Source organism: Anaerocolumna sp. MB42-C2, assembly GCF_030913705.1.
In the GTDB taxonomy this organism is placed as follows: domain Bacteria; phylum Bacillota; class Clostridia; order Lachnospirales; family Lachnospiraceae; genus Anaerocolumna.
The window spans coordinates 156,580-169,608 of record NZ_CP133190.1 but is presented as its reverse complement, the minus strand read 5'-3'; the positions used below and the strand labels follow the sequence as shown (position 1 = coordinate 169,608).

Sequence of the window (13,029 nt, the reverse complement as noted above, 5' to 3'; positions counted from 1 at the left end):
TTTTTTTGAATTATTATACTAATCGCCCTATTACAGTGTAAAAGTAAAAATCTTCTTATCAAAAGTTTCCTACATAAAAATAAGAATCAAAATAGATCATTTTCACTATATTCTCTCACCAATATAATAAAAGCCTTTACATTCCGTTAGTTTTACTTTAAGCAGAGTGCCAATCATATCCGGAGTCCCGTTAAAATGCACCAGCATATTATTACTTAATCTTCCGGTTAATAGGGAATTATTTTGATCATTTACTTCTTCAACCAGAATTTCCTGTATTTCACCCTTTTGGGTCTTCGTAAGGTCAGCGGATATCTCCTGAATAACCTTTAACAGCCGGTCAAACCGTTCCTTGGCCTCTGATTCTTCTACCTGATTGTCCATATTAGCCGCAGGAGTACCGGATCTTTTGGAATATAGGAATGTATATGCACTGTCATATCTAACTTTTTTTATCACATCTAAAGTCTCTAAAAAATCCTCTTCCGTTTCTCCCGGAAAACCTACAATAATATCTGTTGTCAGGGAAATATTTGGCATTGCGGTTTTTATGCGATCAACCAAGGATAAATAATCTTCTTTGGAGTACCTGCGGTTCATTATTTTTAGTATCTTGCTGCTGCCTGACTGTACGGGCAAATGCAGATGGTTGCAAATTTTAGTGGAATTTTTCATGACTTCAATTAAAGAATCGGATAGATCTTTCGGATGGGAAGTCATAAAACGGATTCTTTTCAGTCCCTCAATTTTTTCAATTTCCTTTAACAGGTCTGCAAAAGACATAGGTGTGCTAAGGGTTTTACCATAGGAATTAACATTCTGGCCTAAAAGCATAATTTCCATAACCCCATCTGCTACCAGATCTCTAATTTCATTTATTATATCTTCCGGATTACGGCTTCTTTCCCTGCCCCGTACATAAGGTACGATACAGTAGCTGCAAAAATTGTTACAGCCATACATAATATTAACCCCTGCTTTAAATTTGTATTTTCTTTCACTTGGAAGATCCTCTACAATTTGTTCCGTATCTTTCCATATATCAATAATCATTCCCCTGGAGGATAATCTGTTATAGATTAATTCAGCCAGTTTAAATATATTGTGAGTCCCGAATACGATGTCCACAAAACGGTAACTTTTTCTTATCTTTTCAACTACTGCATCCTCCTGCATCATGCAGCCGCATAATGCAATCATCATATTGGGATTTTTCTTTTTTAGGCTATTCAGGTAACCCAGTCTTCCGTATACCCTGGTATTTGCATTTTCTCTTACGGTACAGGTATTATATATAACAAAGTCAGCTTCTTCGGTATTCGTTTCTTGGAAACCAATTTTTTCCAGAATTCCTGCTAATTTCTCAGAATCTTTCGCATTCATCTGACACCCAAATGTCTGGGTAATGAACGTTAATGGTTTACCTGTTTCCTCTTCTTTAGCTTTTACCCATTCCCTGCATTTAGCCATAAAATAATATTGACGTTCCGGTTCTTTGCTGGGCTCAACTCCTAAGCAATTTATTTTATCTAAATCAATTTCCATATAATTCATAACTAATCTCAACTTTCTAAATAATATATACTGGCATGATTTTTAAAATACTTAAAAATCATATAAGCCAGATAAAAGGTTTCTCTACTAGTACCGGCAAATTATTGATAGCACTCTGTAACAGTAAGATTATATATGAATCGCAGAAAAATTACAACCCAATGCAATCTATTTGATATAGATAATTTGGTTTATATTTTTATGTTTTTTTCATTAAGTAAGATTCATCGCCAGGCTTATTATATTGTCTTTATTCATTCACTTTTATATCTCCCGTTTATGTACTGGCAGAATTTTTATGCTTTATATATTCAAATTTTTCTAACAATAACGTTTCAATATCAATATCATATTGATAACATATCTCAAATATCCTTATTATAACATTAGCTAATTCTGCCGGTATACCTTTTGGTTCACTATCTTCCCTGTAATAAGTGTAACAAGGGTGATACCCATTATAAAACTCTTCCAAAGTTTGTGATAAATCTTTGTGACACAATGCTATCATTTCAAAAAAATCTCTCTCTCTGCCGTCAAAATACCCAAGTCCTATAAATTGTTCCCCTATTTCATTTACATAATCCTTGATATTTAAAACTTCATGTAGATTCAAATTATGTTTTTTATCACCTTCAAATGTTAATTTTCCGTTACTATAAAGAGTTAATACCCACCGTCCTAAATCTTTCAACGCATTACTAAATGATTCAGCCGTTCCTAGATTTGGGTTGTTTTGTTCTATACATCTTTTTATCAACCTATGCAATTTAGTCATAATTTAACCTCCTGTCAGTCAAGAAAAAAATTTGAACCAGTTAACTTATAAAATCTCTCTGCTGTTGTAATAACTCCTTATACTCCCAATATTAATAGACAATTGCATAAAAATATGTTTTTACGCAATTGTCTATTCTTATTTTTTAATAAAAACATAATTTAAGGGATACATGTTAAAGATAAAGCACAGCATCTTATCCATTAACACATATCCCAAAGACATTCATATAACATTAGTTCTAAATAATTTTTAAATCTATCGAATTTGCCCATTACCAAATATAATATATTTGGTCGATGTCAGCGCTACCAGCCCCATAGGGCCTCGGGCGTGTAATTTCTGCGTGCTGATTCCGATTTCTGCCCCAAATCCGAATTCGCCTCCGTCTGTAAATCTTGTAGAAGCATTAACGTAAACCGCAGCAGCGTCGATTTCATTTAAAAACTTCAGGGCATGGCTGTAATCATTCGTGATAATTGCCTCAGAATGTTTGGTATTATAATAATTAATATGTTCAATTGCTTCGTCAATGGAATCAACAACTTTTAATGAGATAAAACGGTCTAAATATTCTTTTCCATAATCCTCTTCAGTAGCAGGTTCCATTTTATCACAAATTATTCTTGCCCTTTCATCGGCGCGAAAAACAATTTTTTTATCAGTTAATCGTTTATATACCAGAGGGATAAATTTATCAGCTACTTTGCTGTGTATTACAAGAGATTCACATGCATTGCATACACCCAACCGGTGTGTTTTTGCATTATCAATAATATTTAACGCCATATCAAAATCAGCGTATTCATCTACATATACATGGCAATTACCGGTTCCAGTCTCTATAACGGGAATTGTACTGTTCTCAACAACGGTACGAATTAGCCCGGCCCCACCTCTTGGAATCAATACATCAATGTATTGGTTTAAACGCATCATTTCCTTGGCTGTTTCTCTGTCAGTGTCCTCAATTAACTGTATGGAATTTTCACAAAGGCCAACTTTTTTCAGCGCTTCCCTGATTACATTTACAATTGCAATATTAGAATGGATTGCATCACTTCCGCCGCGTAATATAACGGCATTTCCTGTCTTAAAGCATAATCCGAAAGCATCTGCTGTAACATTAGGGCGGGATTCATATATAATTCCGATCACACCTATCGGTACTCTTTTTTGGCCAATCGTTAATCCGTTTGGTCTTGTAGTCATGGAAATGACTTCCCCAACCGGATCATTTAAATCAACTATTGCAAGCAGACCTTTAGCCATGGCTTCAATACGGTTTTGATTTAAGCGTAAACGGTCAATTAAGGCCTCTGTCATCCCATTTTCCCTGGCTGCTGTTATGTCTAATTCATTCGCCTTTAATATATCGGATTCATTCTCAAGTAAAAACCTGGCTGCGTTTTGAAGTCCTTCATTTTTGCGTTCCACGCCTAAAACATTTAACAGAGCAGCCGCTTTTTTCGCTTTAAAACCGATTTCTTCTAAATATTTCATAGGACCATCCTTTCTATATTTTCATAATTTAATTTAAATAAAAATATTATTTGATTATGCCGTATTGAGTTATTATAGAATCAACTTTAATGTCAGACTCTTCGACCGGTATTTTCTTTTGTACTTGAAAATCATATGCTAACGCAATTTTTTTTAAAGGACAGGAAGCATATTGTCTAAAAAAAGAATCATAATAACCCTTGCCATATCCAATTCGATTTTTATATTCATCGAATGCCAATCCGGGTACTATAATCAGATTCTCATCCAATGGATCGGGAATCGCTTCTTCTATCGTCGTTGGTTCCAATATTCCAAGCACACCCGGGGTTAAATCCTTTAGTGAATTTATATAAAAAAACTTCAAACCCTCCTGTGTTACTTTGGGGACCGCTGTTTTTTTACCCTGCTTTAGAGCAGTTGTTATAAGGGAAGTAGTTATGACTTCCTGATTAAATGATACATAACAGAAGATCCTTTTACATTTCTTAAATTCAGAGATTTCATATAATTGCTCCAGAATACGTTCACTATAAACCACTCGATCCGATTCCGGTAAATGTTTTTTTAACTCTTTTATGGATTTACGTATTTCATTCTTTTCCATCTATTGTTTATCTTTCTTAGCCAATTCCGTAACTGTTCCGTCCGGATTTAAAATCGAAACCTGATTAAGCGTACCTCTGAGATTTTTTCGCACCGCCTGAATGTACTCATTTCTTAGATCTGCCTGTTCTATCTTTTCTTCTTCTGTTAATCCCTCATTTTGAGATTTATGATATAACTCATTTATCCTGGTTAACTTTTTATCATCCATATTTTTACCCATGCATACCTATATTTTACCCGGTTCTGCACCTTAATTACCTTTCTTAAGCATTTGTAGTACTTTCAAATATTCCCCCAAATATCAGGGATACTGTTTTGTACGTATATAATCCAATAAAACAAAATGCTCATCTTTATGAGCTTTAAATAAGGTTCCCACATTTTTGCCTTCCATAATTTCATTAATTATGTATACATCTTCTCCATTTGCAATAATCATGTCTGCGCCGGAATCGGTTGCTATCCTGGCGGCTGAAATTTTAGTTGCCATACCTCCGGTTCCTACAGATGTGGATGAATCTTTCCCCATCTCACTGAGTTTATCATCAATGACTTCTACATAATCAATAAAGGCAGCATCCTTATTTTTACGTGGATCGTCAGTATATAACCCGTCAATATCGGATAACAAAATCAGCATATCTGCATTTACAAGTGCTGCTACGAGAGCAGATAAGGTATCATTATCACCAAATTCCAACTCATCGGTGGATACCGTATCATTTTCATTTACAATAGGAATAACTCCCATATTTAATAATTCTTCAAAGGTATTCCTTGCATTTTTTCTGCTGATATCATTAATCATTGTATATTTAGTCATTAAAATTTGTGCCGGTACCTGATTATATTCCGCAAATAATTTCTGGTATACCATCATTAATCTGGCCTGTCCCACTGCGGCACAAGCCTGTTTAACGGTTTTATCTCTGGGTTTTTCTTTTAATCCTAAGGTCTCCCTTCCTACTGCAATAGCTCCGGAAGATACTAATATCACATCCTTACCCTGATTCCTTAAATCTGTTAATATTCTTATCAGCTTTTCCATTTTGGACAAATTTAAGCTGTTTGTGATTTCATGAGTTAATGAAGACGAACCGATTTTTATTACTATTCTTTTTTTATCCTTAATTGCCGCTCTGTTAAAAGACATAAAATGCTCCTTTCAAACTTAAAAATCTTAGGTAATTGCATAGCGATTTGCGATAGCTTCAAAAACTTTAATACCATCCATGGCAGCGGATGTAATGCCGCCGGCATACCCAGCTCCTTCCCCGCAGGGATAGATTCCGGATATATTGGACTCAAACTGTTCATTTCGTTCCATTCTAATCGGAGAAGAAGTCCTGGTCTCCACTCCTGAGAGCACTGCTTCCTCATCGGCATAACCGGGTATCATTCTGTCAAAAGCCTTAATTCCTTCCGATAGGGATGTTATTACATATTCAGGAAGGCATTGTCTTAAATTCGCAAGTTCGTATTTTCCTTTTATGTTGGGTTTAATATGGCCTATTGTAACACTCGGCTGATTATTTAACAAGTCTCCGAATAATTGTACCGGTATATTTCCATTACCGATTTGATATGCTTTTCTTTCCCAAGTGCGTTGAAATTCCACCCCTGACAAAACTTCCGGAACTTCTGCTATTTTAGGGAAATCCGCCGGAGTTACGGTGATAATTAAAGCGCTGTTGGCATTTTCCTCATCCCTTGCATGATTACTCATACCATTTACAGCAATTCCTCCCTTTTCAGAAGAAGCATTCACTACAAAACCTCCCGGACACATACAGAAAGAATAAATGCTCCTTCCTGTACTGGTTTTATAGGCCAATTTATAATCTGCAGCCGGGAGCTTTGGGAAAGACTCTCCATACTGATTTTTATTGATTAATAACTGCGGATGTTCAATTCTTACACCGATGGCAAAGGATTTAGAAGATAATTTAAGGCCCCTCTTATATATTAATTCAAAGGTGTCTCTTGCACTATGTCCTATTGCTATAACTAAAACACCGCAATCAATCCGCTCTGTCTCATTTACCTCTATACCGGTTAATTGACCGTTTTCTATAAATATGTCAGTAAGACAGGTATTAAATCTTACCTCTCCGCCTAACGATATGATTTCTTCACGGATTCCCTTCACAACGCACCTAAGCTGATCCGTTCCGATGTGTGGTTTATTCAGATATAATATTTCACCGGGAGCACCGTGTTCCGCAAACACTTCCAGAACTTTCAGATTTCTTCCGTATTCATCTTTTACCAAGGTATTAAGCTTTCCATCGGAAAAAGTGCCTGCGCCGCCCTCACCGAATTGTACATTAGAATTAAGATTTAATTCGTTGTTTTCCCAATATTGTTCAACTGCCTTGATACGGTTTCTTACTTCATCTCCCCGTTCGATAAGAAGAGGCCGATACCCGTTTTTCGCTAACATAAGTCCGCAGAACAGCCCTGCCGGGCCGGTTCCTATAATAACCGGCCTGTTTTTAAGTTTCTCTTCACCGGTTGCTTTAAAATTATATTTCTTTCTTTCTCCCAATAATATATTGGGGTTATGAACCCGCTTTATTACCTTATTTTCCTGAGAAACTTTCACTTCCACGCTGTATACAAAAAGGATATCATTCTTTTTTCTTGCATCAATGGATCTTTTAATTAAGGAATACTCTATAATTTCAGACTCGGATATCTTTAGTTGTTTCGCAATTAATTTCTTTAATTCTTCCCTTGAGTGATCAATCTTTATTTTCAACTGATTTATTTGAATCATATGAATCGTTTAGTACTACAAGTAATCCTGCAATACTGCCTCTAATTGTTGAAAGAATCCTTAAGGCATTCCTCTCTTTGAATATTTTCTTTCAACATCCAACTATTTCATTCCGCAATTCATTCCGGCTAAAACACCGGTGGACCAGGCCCACTGAAGATTATAACCTCCGCAGGTTCCATCAACGTCGATTATTTCACCGGTAATATATAATCCTTTTATTAACTTTGATTCCAGGGTTTCCGGATTTATCTCTGTTGTATCAACCCCTCCGGCGCTAACCTGTGCCTGTTCAAAGGAATTGGGCTCTGTTATGATAACACGCCATCCCTTTAATTGCTTTACCAAATCATTTATTTGATTCTTATTAACAGAGTTACTGAGTTTAGTTGGTTCCACTCCGGCCTCTTTTAATCCAACAAATATTAATTTATTATTTAATAATCCAATCAGATTCTCTTCCACGGTTCTGTAAGGATTTCTGGTTATTCTGGAAGATATGAGTTTGTAAGCCTCTTCAAACGTCATATGGGGCAGATAATCTATAACAAGATGTACTTTTTTATTTTCACTTAATGCTTTCGATGCAAATCTGCTAATCTGTAAAACTGGAATTCCGGACAGACCGTAAGCTGCTAATAATAACTCACCCTGCTCTTTTACAGCTAACATATCATTGATATATAAAGCAATCTGCGCTTCCGTCCTGACACCCGACAAAGTTTTGAAATATTTGGAACCGGATTTTAATTGCACCAGAGCCGGCAAGGGTTTTATAACCCGGTGACCTAAACTTTTGGCTAATTGATAACCACTTCCGTCGGATCCTAGATTCGGTGACGCACAGCCGCCTGCCGCCAATATTACCTGATCAGCTAAATAGGAGTCCTTGTCCGTTATAACTTGAAATTGATCCGTTTGTTTAACTATCTGTTTTACATGGGTTTCGGTAATAATCCTGACTTTCAGCTGTAACAGCTCCAAACGGAGTACTTCTACCACGGAAGATGCCTGTTCTGAATTGGGATATACATAACCGTTTTTCTCTTTTGGATAAATTCCAAGTTCTTTAAATAAATCTATAGTCTGTTCTACTCCAAACCCAGACAATACTTTCATAGCAAATGAAATGTCATTTCCTCTGTAATGTTCTGCCTTTTGGTTCCTATTAGTATAATTACACTTTCCGTTACCGGTAGCCAGTAATTTTTTCCCAATCTTATCTTTATGTTCCAGAATGGTGACCGTATTATTATTCCTGGCTGCATAGATTGCTGCTACCAGTCCGGATGCACCGCCCCCGATAATTATTATATTACTCATTAAGGGAATCCTCCCAGCTTATTTTAATTAATAATAAGGATCAAATAAAAGAATTATATATTCTTCCTGATATTAGCTATATGTTAACTATATTTTAACCATAATCCTATGTTTATTTCAAGCATTATATGAAAGAATATATATTCATAGTGAGCAAACCGTTACTGTTCACTCCCATACGACATTCTGAAAAAAACAATATGTTTACTATCATACCAGTTAAATAACCATCTGTCATGTTAAAAATGATACAAAAAAGAGTATTTTTATCACATTTAAACCAAAACTTCATTTATATTAATATCTGTTTTCAAATAATTCAAATCTGGCACTGTTAAAATAATTTATATTGGCTATTTTAACAGTGTCAGAATGCAGTATACTGTTCTCATAACTATAACTGCTTAGACAGTTATACTATCCGGATAAGTGTTAAATATATGATTATTGATTGGAGGTTATATGAAAGAGAACCGATATGAACTGAATAAAGAATTAGCCCAGATGTTAAAAGGTGGGGTAATTATGGATGTAACTACACCTGAACAGGCTATCATCGCAGAGGAAGCAGGTGCTTGTGCTGTTATGGCATTAGATAGAATACCGGCAGATATCAGAGCCGTCGGTGGAGTGGCTAGAATGAGTGATCCGAAAATGATACAAGGCATACAAGAAGCCGTATCTATTCCGGTAATGGCTAAATGCAGAATCGGTCATTTTGCAGAAGCACAGATTTTAGAAGCCATCGATATTGACTACATCGACGAAAGCGAAGTTCTCTCACCTGCAGATGATGTTTATCATATAAATAAAAAAAAGTTTACTGTACCGTTTGTATGTGGTGCAAAAAATTTAGGAGAAGCTTTAAGACGTATTAATGAGGGTGCCTCCATGATTCGCACCAAAGGTGAACCGGGGACCGGGGATATTGTGCAGGCAGTTCGGCACATGAGACGGATGAACGGAGAAATTGCTCGTTTAACTGCACTAAGAGAGGATGAACTATATCAGGCAGCTAAAGAAATGCAGGTTTCATATGATTTAGTTCTGTTTGTTCATAATAGCAGAAAACTTCCGGTCGTCAATTTTGCAGCCGGCGGAATTGCAACACCTGCAGATACTGCACTGATGATGCAGCTTGGAGCAGAGGGAGTCTTTGTAGGTTCCGGTATCTTCAAATCCGGTAATCCGGCAAAAAGAGCGGCTGCTATTGTAAAAGCCGTCACTAATTATAATGACTCTAAGCTGATAGCTGAGTTATCCAAAGACCTGGGTGAAGCTATGGTTGGAATTAATGAGAATGAAATTAAACTCCTTATGGCAGAAAGGGGTATCTAAATGATAATCGGTGTTTTGGCACTTCAAGGAGCTTTTATCGAACACGAAAATACCCTGAAAAAATTAGATGTTGATTATTTTGAAATACGCAAACGTTCAGATATTGAAAGACATTTAGACGGACTCATCCTGCCAGGCGGAGAAAGTACTGTAATGGGTAAGTTATTACGGGATGCTGGACTTTATGAGCCACTCAAAAATAAACTCATTAACGGGTTGCCTGTAATGGGTACCTGTGCAGGATTAATATTGCTTGCTTCGGAAATTTCAGATTCCGATACGGTTCATTTCGGAACCCTGCCAGTTACTGTCAAGCGAAATGCATACGGGCGTCAAACCGGAAGTTTCTATATGGAAAGTAATTTTGCTGATTTAGGAATCGTTCCTATGAAATTTATCCGGGCACCATATATTCGATCAGTAAATAGTGAAGTCAGCATTTTAGCTGTAGTAGAAAACCGGATTATTGCTGTACGGTATCAGCATCAATTAGGGATTGCTTTCCACCCAGAACTTACCGATAACACAGCGATTCATAGCTATTTTATTAACATGATTCATGAAAAGACAATATCTAATATAAAGGAATAATTCCTTGATTCGTATTATTAAATTCGGACTGACTGCAAAATAAAAATAACTTTACTTGAGCATAAGTAAAGTTATTTTTTATTTTGCAGCAGATCTATTTTAACTATTAAATGCAAAAACTGCTTTTATATATTTTTTATTACCTGACAGGTTGCCTTAATATCTGCCTCTGTGTGGGCAGCCGATACAAACATGGCTTCAAACTGTGACGGAGCGATATAAATTCCATTATCCATCATTTTTCCAAAATACTCAGAATACTTAGCGGTATCGGAAGTAATAGCAGAATTATAATCTTTTACTTTATGATCTGTAAAAAAAGCACATACCAGGGAACCAATCCGGTTCACCTGAATCGATTCCTTTTTGTCTTTGTTACGTTCCGTAAAAGCAGTTGCTAGTTGCATTGCTTTCCATTCCATTTCTTTATAATATTGAGGATTATCATTTAATATTTCAAGAGTTTTTATTCCGGCCGCTGTTGCTACGGGATTTCCTGATAAGGTTCCTGCCTGGTAAACAGGTCCTAAGGGTGATACCATCTGCATAATGTCTTTTCTTCCGCCATAAGCTCCGATTGGCATCCCTCCGCCTACAATTTTCCCAAGGGTTGTAAGATCCGGTTTTATTTTATAATAATCCTGAGCTCCGCCGATTCCTAAACGAAAGCCTGTAATTACTTCATCAAAAATAAGTAAAGCATCATTCTCTTCCGTAATATTTCTTAAGAAAGGTAAAAAATCTTCTTCCGGAAGAACCACACCCATATTGGCGGCTACCGGTTCCACAACAACCGCGGCAATTTTTCCTTTATATTCATCAAATAATTGCTGTACGGATGATTTATCATTATACTCTGCAATTAGGGTATTCTTGGTATATGATTTAGGAACACCTGCACTGTCAGGTACTGCCTGGGTAAGCGCTCCGGAACCTGCCTTCACTAGTAAACCGTCTGAATGACCGTGGTAACACCCTCTGAATTTGATTATCATATCCTTTTTTGTGAAACCTCTGGCAGTCCGGATGGCACTCATAACGGCTTCTGTCCCAGAACTCACTAAACGTACCATTTCCATGGAAGGCATTATCTGATTGATTAATTCAGCCAATATCACTTCTTTTTTAGTAGGCGCTCCAAAAGTCAAACCATCCCTTACTGCCTTGTTAACCGCTTCTATAACAGCTTCCTGGGCATGACCTAAAATAGCAGGACCCCAGGAACATACATAATCAATGTATTCATTACCGTCTACATCATAAATTCTGCTGCCTTTTGCTTTTTCTATAAAAACCGGAGTTCTGCCTACCGCTCTAAAAGCTCTGACCGGACTGTTCACACCACCCGGTAAAATTCCGACTGCTTCCTTATACAATATTTCTGATGTTTGATTTTTCATGTTCTGTCTCCATTAATACCGTTTAAATCAATCTGTGATATTGCCACGTAATATGTGAAGAATCACAGCACGGCAACCTTTCCTAATCTAATTTTCATAACTACTCATTAGTGGCTATCCAGCCGGCAACATCCAGTGCATGATAGGTAATAATTATTTTAGCACCTGCCCTTTTCATTGCAATCAAATTTTCCATCACAATCTTTTTCTCATCAATCCATCCATTTAAAGCTGCTGCTTTCACCATAGCAAATTCACCGCTTACATTATAAGCAGCAATAGGATAATCTGTCTCAAGTGCAACCGTTTTAATGACATCCAAATAAGCTAAAGCTGGTTTAACCATAACAATATCGGCCCCCTCTTCAATATCATCCTTTACTTCACGCACAGCCTCTTTCACGTTAGCATAATCCATCTGATAGGTTTTACGGTCACCGAATGCCGGTGCGGAATGCGCCGCATCACGAAAAGGAGAATAATATCCGGAAGAATATTTCGCACTGTAGGCCATAATAGGAGTATGAAGATATCCTTTTTCATCCAGTGCAATACGGATCGCATGGATATGACCATCCATCATATCGGATGGAGCTATTATATCAGCTCCTGCTTTTGCACAGGTAACCGCAGCTTCAGCTAATAAAGGTAATGTTTCATCATTTAGTATCATTCCGTCCTTAATTAAACCACAATGACCATGAGACGTATATTCACAAAGGCAGATATCAGCAATCACAACGAAATCCGGATAGTTTTCCTTTATAAAACGGATTGCATTTTGTACAATTCCATTCTCATCATAAGCCTGACTACCCACTTCATCCTTATGTTCCGGAATTCCGAAGATCAGTATGCTTTTTACTCCGCTTATTTTAATACGCTCTAATTCTTCTTCCAATCTGTCTATAGAATATTGATAAATTCCAGGCATGGAATCCACAGGATTTTTTTGATTTTCCCCCTCCACTACAAAGATTGGATATACAAGATCCGTTATCTGTATATTGGTTTCTCTGACTAATGCCCGTATCGTTTCATTTACTCGAAGCCGTCTTCTCCTAATCATATTATCCTCCTGAATAACATCGTTTTATATATCTTTTTTATCATATAATTAAAGTTGCATAGGTCAATTAGTGTCACGTTGTGTA

General features: G+C 36.7%; 12 protein-coding genes. 2 read left to right on the top strand and 10 right to left on the bottom strand.

Translation table 11 applies throughout. The features are described from left to right. Nucleotides 1–105: 105 nt before the first annotated feature. From miaB to RBU59_RS00775, 8 genes are all read right to left on the bottom strand, one after another. Nucleotides 106–1,554, bottom strand: a complete 1,449-nt coding sequence (gene miaB / locus RBU59_RS00810; RefSeq protein ID WP_308145986.1) for a tRNA (N6-isopentenyl adenosine(37)-C2)-methylthiotransferase MiaB — start codon at nt 1,552–1,554, stop codon at nt 106–108. Between the two features lie 277 nt (nt 1,555–1,831). Next, complete coding sequence (locus RBU59_RS00805; protein ID WP_308145985.1) at nt 1,832–2,332, bottom strand: hypothetical protein; 501 nt, start codon at nt 2,330–2,332, stop codon at nt 1,832–1,834. 258 nt (nt 2,333–2,590) lie between these two features. After that, entirely contained in the window at nt 2,591–3,835 is a 1,245-nt protein-coding gene (locus tag RBU59_RS00800) for a glutamate-5-semialdehyde dehydrogenase (protein WP_308145984.1), read from the bottom strand. 46 nt (nt 3,836–3,881) lie between these two features. Further along, a complete protein-coding gene (locus tag RBU59_RS00795) occupies nt 3,882–4,442 on the bottom strand; it encodes a 5-formyltetrahydrofolate cyclo-ligase (RefSeq protein ID WP_308145983.1) in 561 nt (186 codons plus the stop codon). Continuing rightward, nucleotides 4,443–4,652, bottom strand: coding sequence for a DUF896 domain-containing protein (locus RBU59_RS00790; RefSeq protein ID WP_308145982.1), 210 nt, complete (start codon nt 4,650–4,652; stop codon nt 4,443–4,445). A gap of 93 nt (nt 4,653–4,745) precedes the next feature. After that, nucleotides 4,746–5,597: a glutamate 5-kinase gene (proB, locus tag RBU59_RS00785; RefSeq protein ID WP_308145981.1), complete on the bottom strand. Its 852-nt coding sequence runs from the start codon at nt 5,595–5,597 to the stop codon at nt 4,746–4,748. Between the two features lie 27 nt (nt 5,598–5,624). Next, nucleotides 5,625–7,223 carry an NAD(P)/FAD-dependent oxidoreductase gene (locus RBU59_RS00780; protein WP_308145980.1) on the bottom strand — a complete coding sequence of 533 codons (1,599 nt, stop codon included), beginning with the start codon at nt 7,221–7,223 and terminating at the stop codon, nt 5,625–5,627. A gap of 102 nt (nt 7,224–7,325) precedes the next feature. Then, entirely contained in the window at nt 7,326–8,546 is a 1,221-nt protein-coding gene (locus RBU59_RS00775) for an NAD(P)/FAD-dependent oxidoreductase (protein WP_308145979.1), read from the bottom strand. Nucleotides 8,547–9,008: 462 nt separating this feature from the next. Here RBU59_RS00775 and pdxS point away from each other — a divergent pair, with 462 nt between their 5' ends. Both pdxS and pdxT read left to right on the top strand, forming a co-directional pair. After that, nucleotides 9,009–9,884 (top strand): pyridoxal 5'-phosphate synthase lyase subunit PdxS, encoded by an 876-nt coding sequence (gene pdxS / locus RBU59_RS00770; protein WP_308145978.1) that lies wholly within the window; start codon nt 9,009–9,011, stop codon nt 9,882–9,884. Continuing rightward, on the top strand, nt 9,885–10,475 hold the full coding sequence (pdxT, locus tag RBU59_RS00765) for a pyridoxal 5'-phosphate synthase glutaminase subunit PdxT (RefSeq protein ID WP_308145977.1): 591 nt from the start codon (nt 9,885–9,887) through the stop codon (nt 10,473–10,475). It abuts the gene before it with no gap. 125 nt (nt 10,476–10,600) lie between these two features. Here pdxT and hemL read toward each other — a convergent pair whose 3' ends face one another. Then, nucleotides 10,601–11,875 carry a glutamate-1-semialdehyde 2,1-aminomutase gene (gene hemL, locus RBU59_RS00760; RefSeq protein ID WP_308145976.1) on the bottom strand — a complete coding sequence of 425 codons (1,275 nt, stop codon included), beginning with the start codon at nt 11,873–11,875 and terminating at the stop codon, nt 10,601–10,603. A 100-nt stretch (nt 11,876–11,975) separates the two neighbouring features. After that, a complete protein-coding gene (gene hemB / locus RBU59_RS00755; protein ID WP_308145975.1) occupies nt 11,976–12,944 on the bottom strand; it encodes a porphobilinogen synthase in 969 nt (322 codons plus the stop codon). Nucleotides 12,945–13,029 lie beyond the last annotated feature (85 nt).

Coding starts and splice junctions, on each gene's coding strand:
- RBU59_RS00790 (WP_308145982.1), bottom strand. CDS start 4,652: ATGGATGATAAAAAGTTAACCAGGATAAATGAGTTATATCATAAATCT.
- hemB (WP_308145975.1), bottom strand. CDS start 12,944: ATGATTAGGAGAAGACGGCTTCGAGTAAATGAAACGATACGGGCATTA.
- RBU59_RS00805 (WP_308145985.1), bottom strand. CDS start 2,332: ATGACTAAATTGCATAGGTTGATAAAAAGATGTATAGAACAAAACAAC.
- pdxS (WP_308145978.1), top strand. CDS start 9,009: ATGAAAGAGAACCGATATGAACTGAATAAAGAATTAGCCCAGATGTTA.
- hemL (WP_308145976.1), bottom strand. CDS start 11,875: ATGAAAAATCAAACATCAGAAATATTGTATAAGGAAGCAGTCGGAATT.
- proB (WP_308145981.1), bottom strand. CDS start 5,597: ATGTCTTTTAACAGAGCGGCAATTAAGGATAAAAAAAGAATAGTAATA.
- RBU59_RS00775 (WP_308145979.1), bottom strand. CDS start 8,546: ATGAGTAATATAATAATTATCGGGGGCGGTGCATCCGGACTGGTAGCA.
- RBU59_RS00780 (WP_308145980.1), bottom strand. CDS start 7,223: ATGATTCAAATAAATCAGTTGAAAATAAAGATTGATCACTCAAGGGAA.
- miaB (WP_308145986.1), bottom strand. CDS start 1,554: ATGAATTATATGGAAATTGATTTAGATAAAATAAATTGCTTAGGAGTT.
- pdxT (WP_308145977.1), top strand. CDS start 9,885: ATGATAATCGGTGTTTTGGCACTTCAAGGAGCTTTTATCGAACACGAA.
- RBU59_RS00795 (WP_308145983.1), bottom strand. CDS start 4,442: ATGGAAAAGAATGAAATACGTAAATCCATAAAAGAGTTAAAAAAACAT.
- RBU59_RS00800 (WP_308145984.1), bottom strand. CDS start 3,835: ATGAAATATTTAGAAGAAATCGGTTTTAAAGCGAAAAAAGCGGCTGCT.